This is a genomic window from Paenibacillus silagei (genome assembly GCF_017874735.1).
Lineage (GTDB): Bacteria > Bacillota > Bacilli > Paenibacillales > Paenibacillaceae > Paenibacillus_AQ > Paenibacillus_AQ silagei.
In genome coordinates this window covers 1-12,116 of sequence record NZ_JAGGLV010000048.1, presented here as the reverse complement: position 1 = coordinate 12,116, position 12,116 = coordinate 1, and the positions used below count along the sequence as shown (strand labels likewise).

Genomic DNA, 12,116 nt, shown 5'->3' with positions numbered 1-12,116 from the left:
TTCCGCTGGAGTGGCAGGTTCAGCTTAATCAGCTCAGGCGTAAAGAACATTTAGGTGTTTTTGTCATCCCATAATATGGGTAATCAACACGCCTGCATTTTATACAACAACTCTATCATATCCCCGGATATCCCGGTTTCCGAGTTGCAATTTGTACAACATTATGGGAATACAGGGGTAATAACATTAATTGAATGACGCATTCCCCTCCAGCACCACGACAAAAGAGGCCCTGTCATAAACCAAGGCCTCACTCCTCCTGTATTCACCTGCGATAAGCCGACAAGCTTACCACCGGTCGGTCATCCTTACCGGCTTGATAACGCCTGCACCGAATTCCAGTCTGTCGATGCATAACATGCGGTTGCCCGGCTCCCGGTCTCCGATGAGTCTGCGGTGATAGACGATCAGCCATTCATCGCGCTCCGGCAGATGCAAATATCCATGATGTCCGGGGCCTTCCGCCACGGGCTCCTGCCTCTCCAGTATGGTCCCCAGGTTCGGGAATGGACCAAGCGGGTTATCGCTTACGCCATAAGCGACCCGGTAGGTCCCGTTGGTCCATCCGCCCATTGACCACATCAGATAATACAGGCCGTCCTTCTTGATCATACACGGCCCCTCCACATAACCCGGCGGGGTGACGGAACGGATAACCTCTCCGTCCGGGAACGGAACAAACCCCGTCATTTCCTCATTCATCCGGGCCACGTTGCAATGGCCCCAGCCCCCGTAATACAGATAGATTGCACCGTCATCATCCTTGAACAGATGAGCGTCGATCGGCTGCGCGCCATGAACGAACCCGCCGATCAGCGGCCGGTGGAGATACCCTCTGTAGGGGCCTTCGGGAGCATCCGCAACAGCAATCTCCAGCCCGCCGGCTTCGCCGTCCTTCTGGATATCGTTCGAGGCAAAGACCAGATAATGCCGGCCGTGATGCTCAATCTGGGTCGGAGCCCATACCGCTCTCCAGATCCAGGGGAAATCATCCATTTCGATGATCCCCTCGTGGGTCGTCCAATGAATCAGGTCAACGGAGCTGAAGGCATCCAGATTCATCTGCCGGGTATATTCTGTAAAAGATCTGGTGGCATACACATAATGCCTGCCCCCATATGTTCTAGCCTCCGGGTCAGCATACCAGCCCGGGATCACCGGGTTCGTAATTCCGCGCAAGCGAATCTCCTCCTTTGCTCTGCACTAGCGAATTCAATAGCTGTACAGGCCACTTCCTTCCCGTTCCCGGACCCAGACCTGCATGAAACCAGGCTCCCTGTTGTCCCAAGCATAATAGGGGATGAACCTGAGCGGCCTGCCGTCTGCATCCCGGCTCTGCAGCACCGTCACCCCGCCCAGCAGCTCCGGCAGATGCTTCACCCGGAACCTCGCTCCGGCCGGCAGGGAGAAGGCATCATAGGAACTGCCGGGATGGTCCGCCTGCTCCAGACAATATACAATAGGTCCCCGCTGCACGGCAACCCGCCCTCTGTCCGCCTCCACCTCCGGTCTGGCCCGCACCCTATTCACGGGCATATCCAGCTCGAGCACAACCTTATCTCCCCGCGACCAGTTCCGGTCCAGCACCAGATACCCTTGATCGGTCAGGGAATCGGGTCCGCCGATACTGATGCCTCCCGCCTCCACCCGGTACCCGCTGCACCACTCCGGCACCCGCAGCCGGATACTGAATTCGGCGCTTACAGCAGGGTTCACCTCAAGCTCTATCCGGCCATCCCAGGGATACCGGGTGCTTACCTTCAGCCTGACACCCAGCCCGCTGCCGAGCACCAGTTCCGCTTCGCTGTTCATATATTGATTCACCGCCAGGCCATCCTCTGTAACAGCATAGGAGTACTGGCCCAGGGATGGCAGAAAGCGGGCCAGATTGGTCGGACAGCAAGAGGTTTCAAACCATGGGACACGATGATGCCCGCCCTGGGAAGCCAGCGGATTTTCATAGAAATATTGATCCCCGGACAGGGAGATTCCCGACATGGCGCCATTATACAGCTCACGTTCTACCACATCGGCATATTTACCGTCCCCGAACGTCAGATTCATCCGGTGATTCCAGAATACCATGGCAATGGCGGCGCAGGTCTCGCAATAGGCTGTCTCATTAGGCAGGTCATAATCGGAGGTGAAGCCTTCATTGTGCCTGGACGGCCCAATGCCGCCCGTTACATACATGTTGCGCTCAACCGTATGTGTCCAGACCCGGTGCAGAGCCTCCGTATAAGCGGAATCTCCTGAAGCATGGACAATATCCGCCATGGCCGTATACAGATACATGGCACGGACGGCATGGCCGGTGACCTGCTTAATCTCGCGGACGGGGACATCGTCCTGGCAATAGGCCGGTCCCCACTCCGGATTATCCCAGATCGCGCCAACACCATAGCCATGGCCTCGCTCCTCCAGCAGCCAGAGTGCCAACTTCCAGTAGCGCTCACTCTGCGTCACGCGGTACAGCTTCACCAGTGCCAGCTCGATCTCCTCATGCCCCTCCACCCAGTGCCGCTTGCCGGGGCCGAAGACCTCGTCAACATGATCGGCCAGACGGCAGGCCACCTCCAGCAGCTCGCGCTTGCCGGTGGCTGCATAATAGGCAACCGCCGCTTCGATCAGATGGCCGCCGTTATACATCTCGTGCTTCTCCATGTCCGTCCACTTGCCCTGGGGATTCTCCAGGGTAAAGTACGCACACAGATACCCGTCTTCTTCCTGCGCAGCCGAGATCAGCCCGATGATCCGGTCAGCCTCAGCCTCCAGCGCCGCATCCCGCTCTGACATCAACGCATAGGCAATGCCTTCAAGCACCTTGTAGACATCTGAGTCGTTATAATATTTGCCTTCGTAATGCCCTTCCAGCAGTCCTGCTGCCTTGGCGAAGTTATTGATGCGGCCGGTCTCCTCACATTTGGACAGGCAATCCGGCAGCGTGGTCTGCCGGAGCACCTTCAGACGCGGCTTCCAGAACTCGTCATTGATAGTTACACAGGTGAAGGACACATCTTGCCAGGTATGAATCTTCGATTGTTGCTCTGCCATTTCTGTTCCCCGCCTCCTTTATCCTTTTAATCCCGTTAAGGTTATGCCCTCCAGGAAGTACCGCTGTCCGGCCAGAAACACAATGACGCAGGGCAGAACGACGGTCGCCGAGGCCGCCATCAGCAGATCCCACTGCGCGGTATAGGTGCCCTGGAACATTTGTAGGCCCAGCGCGAGGGTGAACCATTTGTCGCTTTTCAGATAGATCAACGGTCCCATGAAGTCATTCCAGGAGGCCAGGAAGCTGAACAAGGCCACTACGATAATCGCGGAACGGCTTAGGGGAAAGATGATCCGGGTATAGATCTGCCAGTAATTCGCCCCGTCCACATAGGCAGCTTCATCGAAATCGCGCGGAATGGTCAGATAGAATTGCCGGAGCAGGAAAATATTGAAGATCCCCCCGCCGAAATAAGCGGGCACAATCAGCGGATACAACGTATCGTAGAACCCCATCATCTGCCAGCCCAAAAAGCTTGGGATCATCGTCACCGCCGCCGGCAGCATCATGCTGGTCATCAGGACCGCGAACACCGCATCCCTGCCCTTCCACGGAATCCGTGAGAATCCGAAGGCTCCGATGCTGCTCGTAATTACGGTTCCCACCAGCACGGTGACCACGATGATGAGCGTATTCTTGAAGAAGACATCGAACGGCAGCACCGTAAGCGCCTTATGGAAATTGCCCCATTGAAACGGCTTCGGTATCCATTCGGGGGGCATGGTGAATATCTGCGATAAATTCATCAGCGAGCTGCGGATCAGCCATACAAACGGAATGATGAACATACAGGAGATTAGGATCAGCGCCCCGTAACCTGCGGTAAGTGAAAGCTTCGATGGCCTCAAGCCCGGTCCCCCCCTTCGTAATACACCCACGACTTCGAGGTTCTGAAGACGATGAAGGTGAAGAACAGAATAATGACGAACAAGATCCAGGCCAGCGCGGACGCATACCCCATCTCGGCATCCCGGAAGCCTGTTCTCCACAAATAAAATACATAGAACAAACTCCGGTTATTCGGTCCGCCCTGCGTCAGAATGTAGGCTTCGTTGAAGACCTGGAAGGAACCGATAATCGTCATGATTGTATTGAAAAAGATTGTCGGGGTGACCATCGGAACCGTCACATGGCTCAGCTTACGGAACCAGCCCCCTCCATCCACCTCAATGGCCTCATAATACTGCCGGGGGATGCCGGATAGTCCGGCGAGGAAAATAATCACCGTGCTGCCGATCCCCCAGAGCGTGGTAAGTACGACTGAGGGGATCACGCTGCCTTCCCCGTACAGCCAGTTGCTGGTCGGCAGATGCAAGCGGCTCAGCAGCGAATTGATGAGGCCCAGGTCAGGGTTAAGCAGCCACATCCAGATCATGGCCGAGGCCACCGCCGGAACAATACTCGGCAGGTAGATGATCGTACGGAAGATAGCCCTTCCCTTCACATTGAGATTCAGCAGCAGCGCAATCCCGAAGGAGAGGAGAATCACCGCAGGCACACGCAGCACGACGAAATAGAAGGTGATCCCCAGCGATTTATAGAACAGCTCATCCTCTCCTGAGAACAGCCGTATATAATTATCCACACCGACAAAAGCAGTCTGCTCCTTGAATACATTATAATCGGTCAGGCTGAGCACCAGGCTGGCGATCATGGGGCCCAGCGTAAAAATGGCAAACCCAAGGATGGCGGGGGCGGTGAACAGCAGCCCGTAGAACATTCCTTTTCGCATACTGGCCTCCAGTCTTGTTGATTATTCCTTGATATCGCGCCGTCCCTTAATCTGGGCCTGGACCTTTGCCGCGATGGAGTCCATCGCTTCCTGGGCGGTCTGCTGGCCGAGCCAAACCTTATCCAGCGCAGGATTGACCAAGTCCATAATATTGTTGAAATTCTTCACATAGCCGGTCGGGGTCTGATGCCCTTTGGTCAGAATCACATCGACAATGGCTTCCTTATAGCCGGACGGTCTGGCCTCCAGATTCTCCGTCCATTTGGCCAGTAGCGCAGGATCGGTGTACCAGTCCTTGGGAGATGGCATCCAGGTTCCGGCTGTAAGCATGTCAATGGAGGCTTCGGGATCGAGCAGCGCCTTCAGCAGCTCCCAGGTCTCCTGGGGATGCTTGGTGGATTTGAAAATGGAGAACATGCCGCAGACCACGGTGGTGACCGGCTCCTTCATTACAGGCATGACCCCGACATTGAAGTTGAACTTCGACTGGGCGAGGCCTGCACTGGCCCATTGCCCGTCTACCGTCATCGCTACCTTTTTGGTCTGGAGCGCCACATTGGTGGCCGGAATGTTCTTGGACTGCACTGGTGAAGGAGAGACATGGTGGACATTCATCAGGTCGGATATTTTCTGGAGCGCCTCCACCGCCTCCGGCTGGTTCAGCCCGAAGGTTTTACCGTCTGCAGAGATGAAATCCCCGCCGTTGGAATAAATAAAGTTACTGTACACTCCCCACCAGGTGGAGATGTTTGCTCCGTATTGCTTGATTTTTTTGGGATCGAAGTCCGGGTCAGCCGCTGTTTTGCCATTGGTATCCACCGTCAGCTTTTTGGCCACCTCGACGAATTCATCCCAGGTCCAGGCATCCGCCACATTGGACGGAGGAGGTTCAATGCCGGCGTCCTTGAAGATATCCTCATTGTAGAACAAGGCGAAGGATTCGGGGCCGGGGCCGATTCCGATAACATTGCCCGGCTCCAGGGAATAGGTAATATTGGGAACCAGTGTATCCGGACTGATATCGGCATCCGTATCCAGGAATTCCTGAAGATTATAGAATTTGCCCTGCTCCGCCATCGGAAAAGCAATGGTGCCCGATTCCATCATGGCAATGTCCGGAACATCATTCCCGGCGACCATAGTCGTCAGCTTGGTATCATAATCGGCGGCAATATGCTGAAGCTCGACCTTAACGCTCGGATGCTTGGCCTCGAAATTCTGAATCGCTTTTTTATAAGGAGCCACTTCCTCCGGTGAGCCCCAGACCGTCATCCGCAGCTTAATATTCTCCTTCGATCCGGAATTCCCGGAAGATGCGGAAGTGTCAGGGCTTGCAGTATTAGACTTCGAGCACGCAGACAGCACGGCGGCAAGCATCAGAACCAGAGCCAATGTGATGAAGACTGATTTCCTGGGTTGCGACATATTCGGAAGCCCCTCTCGATTTCTAAGTTCAACGGGTTCATAGCTGCAGTCTATGATGTCTTTATTATAAAATATAAGATAGCGCTTACATAACCCTAATCTCTTTGGATTGGTGGACCGGGATTGGCTTATAGCGGCAAAGTAATCACTACCTTCGTGCCTGCTCCCGGAGTCGAGAAGATGGATATCCCGTACTCGCCGCCGTAGGTCATCTGAATGCGGTCAATAGTATTCTTAATACCCACAGAGGAAGACTTCTGATACAGAATTCTGTGTACCGTCTCCGCACTCATGCCCCGGCCGTTGTCGGCCACCTCGTAATGCCGGGTTCTGCCGTTAATCCAGCCGCGGATTCCAATGCGTCCGCCAGAGCCGGTCTGATCGAAGCCGTGAAGAATCGCATTCTCCACAAAGGGCTGGAACAGCAGTCTCGGCACATCGTACGCCAAGAGCTGCGGGTCCATATCATACTCCACGGTGAACTTGTCCTCGAAGCGGATCGACATAATATAGAAGTAATTACTCATCCAGCTCATCTCTTCGGACAACGGTACGGCGTCCCATGTCTTCCGGGAGGTATAATGCAGCATGTTGGATAGACAGACAAGCATCCTGCTAAGCTCCTGCTGATCATTCTCAATTGCCGTCCAGTTCATCACATTCAGCGTATTGTACAGGAAGTGCGGATGCATCTGCATGTTCAGTGCCTGTATCTCGGCCTCCTTCTCCTTCAGCTTGATCTCGTAATTCTCCGTCACCAGCAGGTGAATCCGGTCATTCATCCGGTTAAAGCGCTGCGTCAGCACGCCGAACTCGTCATGGCTCACCACATCCACGCGGGTCTGGAAATCTCCCTCGCCCACCGATCTCATCGCGCTGAGCAGCCGCTTGATGGGCTTAGTAATTTTACCCGCAATGAAATAAGCGAAGATCAGAGCCACAATCCCCATCACAACAGCCAGTACAGTAATAGATGTCCGGATCACCGGCACCAGGCTGCTCACCAGCCCTGCCTCCGGTATCCACACCACAGACATCCAGCCGGTCACCTCCGAACGGTCGAAGCAGACGATCACCGCTTCGCCGTCCAGCTTCATTCTCCGTGCCCCGCTGTTCTCCCGCTGCAGCTTGTCCAGTCCTGCCTCCTTATAGATCTGTGCAACCTGACCCGGCTCACTGCTGGCGACTACCCTGTCCTGCGGATCAAGCACCATGTAGCGCGAGTTCCCCGGAAGGCTGTCTGCATACAAGGATTTAAGCACCTCGGATTTGAAGCTTATGGCAAGTACGGGGCGCTCCACTCCGGCATCCATTTTGGCAAGCTTCGTATTGCTCAGATAGGTGAAATCCAGCAGGCGTGTAGCCGAGAAGAGATAACGGAACTCCAGATTCCCGCCTTGCAAATAGGGCTGGTTGAACATGGACGCGAACTCATAAGTAGGTATCCATACCAGCTTCCCTCCCGCCTGCCGGGCCATACGGTATATATCCGATTGCGTCGGTTCTCCTTGAGGCAGGGGTTGTCCGAAGGTGAAGTAGGAGGTCCATAGCTGGTAGGCAAAGATATCCTGGTTCTGGGAAAAGGTTTTGCCGAGCACAGCCGTTACCTGCCGGTCGGCTGCGAACAGCTCCGCTTCATTCGCCGGGTCCAGCTGGTTGAAGATGCGGAACAGATCCTTATCGAGGAACAAGGACATGCTGTTCTGGTCCACGATCCGCAGCTTGGTGTCCATAACTTCATTATTTTTCCTGACAATCTCATACACATTCTTCTGCGCCTGCTCTGTGATAATCTTCAGGCTGGTCCGGTAGAACAAAGCCCCCAGAACGAGCAGGGGAATGGCGATCAGCAGAATATAGCTGGCCAGCAGCCGGTAACGGAAGGTGATCTTCATGCCTCACGTTTCCTTTGCGACAGCGCATGCTTATAGGCTTTGGGCGACATGCCGTAATACTTCTTGAATACGCGGCAAAAATATTTCGTATCCTGAAATCCGCATTCCAGGGATATTTCATATATTCGGAGCGGCTCCCCGGCAAGCAGTACCTTGGCCCGCTTCATCCGGGCCGCCGTCACATGCTCCGAGAACGTTTTTCCCGTCCTGTTCTTGATCAGTGTACTGAAATAGGAGGGGTTAAAATGGAAATGCTCAGCTGCCCGCTCCAGTGTAAGCTCCTCCTTCATATGCTGCTGTATCCAGCTTAGGCATTCAGCGATCATGCTCTCCCCCTGATCCTGCCGGGATACGGTTAAGGCCAAATGCGCTTCCCGGAGTGCCTGCCCCAACTGGGCCACCAGCTCCGGGTACGAGCGGCATGAGCGGATAAGCATCGTAGCCGTACCGGTCAGCATCTGCTGCGCTCTCTTATCCAGAATGTCCTGATGCTCACTCCGGATCTGCAGCAGCATTAGCGATGCCTGCTCCTTTAGCAGCATAGGGCTGGCATGTCCACCGTCTGCAAGCTGGCAGAGGGCTTCCACACAAGCTTCCAGAACAAGCGCAGCATCATCCATTTTCAACGCCTCATAGACCTTGCTCCAGTCAGGAACGGCCTCGCGGGAAGAAGACCTGATCTCATCTGAAAACAGCAGCCCCTGCCGGAAATCATAGAAGTTGTAACTGTTGGCCGTTCTGGCCGCCAGATAGGATCGCGGCGCTTCTTCCCGGAGGGAACGGCATTCCGGGCCAATCCCGTGGGTGAGCTGTCCGGTATGCGCCCAATCCGCCGCCAAGGAACAGGCAATGGACCGGGCTTCTTCCCGCTTGTCCCCGGTAAGGGCTTCCAGGGAAATCAAGGTAACGGCGGCAAGAGGGCCGTCCTCCGTCATCCCGCTCAAGGGAATCGTGATGGCTTCCCCCCACCTGCCCCAGGCCTGCTCCAGAGCACGGATGAACACGCTGCTGTCCTGCCTCTCCCCGCTATCCTGGCAGGAGTTCAGCTCCGAATACACAGCGACACCGCTCTCCCGCAGCCAATCATAACCGTCCAGCTCCGCCAGCTCGGCCAAGGACGCACTGCCGTTCAGCCAGGACAGCATGAGCCGGTTCAGATAGGCGGAAGAAGCGAGCTTAAGCCGGTGCTGCATTTCTTCCTCCTCACGGCGCTGCCTCTTTTCCGCTGTCAGCAGAAGGTCGATCCGGCTTAGGACATCCGCTACCTGGTCAATCTCCACCGGCTTCAGCAGGTAATCATAAGCCCCATAATGAACTGCCTTCTGCGCATACTCGAACAGATTGTAAGCGGATACCATTACGACCTTGGTCCGGATACCTTCAAGCTTAAGCCGTTCCAGAAATTCAAGCCCATCCATTCCGGGCATACGGATATCAGTCAATATAGCTTCCGGGCGGTGGGCTTTCACCATTTCCATAGCGGACAAGCCATCCTGCGCCGCCACCACCTGATCCTCCGGCCGAAGGCGTCCGATCAGATTGACCATCCCTCTAAGATGTCTGGGCTCATCATCCACGATCAATATTCTCATTATGCTAGCCCCCCAAGATTGGCTTACAGCCCCTGTCAGCCGCAGTGTTGCCCTTATTATAGAAGCCATTCCGGTTCATTCCTAGTGGATTCATATTGGAAAGGTGGATTTGAATTGAAAAATATTAGCTCAATCCTGAAAACAAGTAGAAAAATGCAGCTTAATTACTCCACTTCTGGCGGTTACAGGACAATAAGTGGATTAACAGCATCTGCTAATAACGATCAGACCACTAGTGGAGAAATTACGAAAAATTAAATGCTGTTTTTCCAACTCTTGTCGCAATATCCGCCATTCGTCCATTAACAAGTGTCCTAAATCCACCTACTTCCCTCATCGTCCTCATCGCACCGGCAGCCTGCCAACTAATTCCGAACTTTATCCGCATTAGCCCGTATCAACCCATCCGGCACAATAAAAAAAGACCCCCATTTAGCCATTAAATGACCACAGGAGCCCTTACCCCGACATTATCCCCGCTTCTCCCCTACTCCGACCCGTCCCCCGTATTTCCGCCTCCCCCGGACGCATCCGGCGCATTGTTGCCGCCTGCGGCAGGCGCGGGGCTCTCCCCGCTGCCCGCATGTCCGCCTGATCCGCCCGAGCCTGAGCTGCTGTTACCGCCGCCTGAAGGCGTGCCTTCCGTGTCGGAGCTGCCCTTCTCAGTGTTCAGCGAAGGCGCTGGGATGGCAATGCCCGGGGCGCTGCTGCCGTTCTCGCCGACAGGCTTGCCCTGATTGTCATAGTAGTACATCGGAACGTCACCGACTACCATCAGGTAGGAGACGGGTATCTCTGTGTCCACCACCTGCGGCTCCATGTCAAAGGGGATTACGACCGCTACCTCGGTCACAATGTGAATATAGACCTCAACCAGAATCATATTGATTCCGGCATTTTGCTGCCGGGTATTCAGCTCCACCTTCACGGCCCCCTGAGGTTCGATCTTGATCGGAATATCGGGTCCAAAGGAGGCAATCAGCGGGCTGCCAAGCGCCTGGCCCAGCGGAATACGCTCGCTGCGGTTATGCAGCTCCTGCAGTGTGGACTGTATCACCTCGGCGGCTTGCGAGGTAATCCGCATATGCTCCTTATAGTTGAGCATGAAGCCGGAGATTTTGCCGCTCTTATCCGTCTTCCAGTCAATTAGCGCCTCAGCATTCCCGCCGTCCGCCACCTGGGACGTAATCGCCTTGTTAATGGATTCCGTGGCGATCTGCTTCACCCGGATCTGCGCCAGATGGAGAATCGGCGGCTTCAGATGCTGCTCCACATAACGCAGCCCCTGCAGCACCGCCAGAAGCAGCAGCAGGCTCAGAACGATCCAGAATCTGCCCCGTCTGCGCGGCTTCCGCCCCTTGTCCCCGGCGGCTTCCTGCCGCTTCCCGTCCCTGCTGCCGAACAGGCGGAACCCGCCGCCCCCGCGCCCGGCCTTGCGCCAGACCCGCTGGCCCGGAGCGCCTGCTGTTCTCCCGGACGGCTTCGCTGTCCCGTAATCTGCTTCACTCCCGTCCAGCCGGACGCCGGACCTGGAGGGCTTCGCCACGAAGCCCCCGCTCCGTCCCCAACTCCGGCCAGGCAGACCCGCGCCGGGTCTTGAAGGCTTTGCTTCGAACCTTGCTCCCGAACCCGCACCCGGCGGCCGGATTCCCGCTCTGGACGGTTTGGCCTTGAAGGCCTGGCGACGCCCGCCCGGCCCCCTCAGACCGCTTCCGCTGAAGTCCGGCAGACGCAGACGCCCGAAGAGCGGTACGCCTGTGCTCCGTTTCCCCCATTTTCTGATTCTGCCCATGCCCTGCCGTCCCTCCCGACATTTCTGCGGTCAAGCCGCCTGTACTACTAAGCTATTCAGCACCCGTACGAAATAACCCCACAATGTGGGGTTTCCGCTTTGATATATCTGGTCCATTCTGAGGGTTGTCTCCCTCACCGCCGCTTGTATGGAGCAGCATTGTTGCAATTCTTGCAGGATTTCTCGAAATTTGTTACTGGCTGTGGCCACATGATTCGCTTTTACTCATACATCCGCCCACACGCCTTCGCACTCGCCATTGTATTCGGTTTTTCATACACATGTTGGTTCCTCTTTCAGATAATTCACAGGCTCCTCCTCCCAACCCTATGCCCGCCTTAAAACAAGAACAAAATGCCTGCGGCATCCCCATTGTGATCGGTTTTTCGACCACATTTGGCCCACACGCCTCTGCCGCACCGAATGTAGTCGGTTTTTCGACCATATCCGGCCCACACGCCTCTGCCGCACCGAATGTGATCGGTTTTTCGACCATATCCGGCCCACACGCCTCTGCCGCACCAAATGTGATCGGTTTAATACGAAAATAAAAGTACCGGGAAATGTGCCGCAGACTGGATTTTGACAAAAAAAGACCCACCGCCCCAAAAGAACGTTTCGTTTT

General features: G+C 55.4%; 9 protein-coding genes. All 9 read right to left on the bottom strand.

The window, feature by feature from the left end; genetic code table 11:
• Positions 1-288: 288 nt before the first annotated feature.
• The gene (locus J2Z70_RS32995; protein ID WP_245368732.1) at positions 289-1,179 is read right to left on the bottom strand and encodes a glycoside hydrolase family 43 protein; all 891 of its coding nucleotides are present in this window, start codon (positions 1,177-1,179) and stop codon (positions 289-291) included.
• A 33-nt stretch (positions 1,180-1,212) separates the two neighbouring features.
• Positions 1,213-3,054, bottom strand: a complete 1,842-nt coding sequence (locus J2Z70_RS32990; RefSeq protein ID WP_209880107.1) for a glycoside hydrolase family 127 protein — start codon at positions 3,052-3,054, stop codon at positions 1,213-1,215.
• 18 nt (positions 3,055-3,072) lie between these two features.
• Positions 3,073-3,903, bottom strand: a complete 831-nt coding sequence (locus tag J2Z70_RS32985; RefSeq protein ID WP_425355140.1) for a carbohydrate ABC transporter permease — start codon at positions 3,901-3,903, stop codon at positions 3,073-3,075.
• A complete protein-coding gene (locus J2Z70_RS32980) occupies positions 3,900-4,787 on the bottom strand; it encodes a carbohydrate ABC transporter permease (protein ID WP_209880105.1) in 888 nt (295 codons plus the stop codon). Before J2Z70_RS32980 ends, J2Z70_RS32985 begins: the two co-directional genes overlap by 4 nt.
• A 21-nt stretch (positions 4,788-4,808) precedes the next feature.
• Positions 4,809-6,212, bottom strand: coding sequence for an ABC transporter substrate-binding protein (locus J2Z70_RS32975; RefSeq protein ID WP_209880101.1), 1,404 nt, complete (start codon positions 6,210-6,212; stop codon positions 4,809-4,811).
• A 128-nt stretch (positions 6,213-6,340) separates the two neighbouring features.
• Positions 6,341-8,107: a cache domain-containing sensor histidine kinase gene (locus J2Z70_RS32970; RefSeq protein WP_209880098.1), complete on the bottom strand. Its 1,767-nt coding sequence runs from the start codon at positions 8,105-8,107 to the stop codon at positions 6,341-6,343.
• Positions 8,104-9,699, bottom strand: a complete 1,596-nt coding sequence (locus tag J2Z70_RS32965) for a response regulator (RefSeq protein WP_209880095.1) — start codon at positions 9,697-9,699, stop codon at positions 8,104-8,106. The genes J2Z70_RS32970 and J2Z70_RS32965 overlap by 4 nt, the downstream gene beginning before the upstream one ends.
• Positions 9,700-10,186: 487 nt before the next feature.
• On the bottom strand, positions 10,187-11,023 hold the full coding sequence (gene yunB / locus J2Z70_RS33565; RefSeq protein ID WP_342593081.1) for a sporulation protein YunB: 837 nt from the start codon (positions 11,021-11,023) through the stop codon (positions 10,187-10,189).
• A gap of 661 nt (positions 11,024-11,684) precedes the next feature.
• Positions 11,685-12,116 (bottom strand): hypothetical protein (locus tag J2Z70_RS32955; RefSeq protein ID WP_209880089.1); only part of this gene is annotated, 432 nt, incomplete at its 5' end.

Coding starts and splice junctions, on each gene's coding strand:
- J2Z70_RS32990 (WP_209880107.1), bottom strand. CDS start 3,054: ATGGCAGAGCAACAATCGAAGATTCATACCTGGCAAGATGTGTCCTTC.
- J2Z70_RS32980 (WP_209880105.1), bottom strand. CDS start 4,787: ATGCGAAAAGGAATGTTCTACGGGCTGCTGTTCACCGCCCCCGCCATC.
- J2Z70_RS32975 (WP_209880101.1), bottom strand. CDS start 6,212: ATGTCGCAACCCAGGAAATCAGTCTTCATCACATTGGCTCTGGTTCTG.
- J2Z70_RS32970 (WP_209880098.1), bottom strand. CDS start 8,107: ATGAAGATCACCTTCCGTTACCGGCTGCTGGCCAGCTATATTCTGCTG.
- J2Z70_RS32965 (WP_209880095.1), bottom strand. CDS start 9,699: ATGAGAATATTGATCGTGGATGATGAGCCCAGACATCTTAGAGGGATG.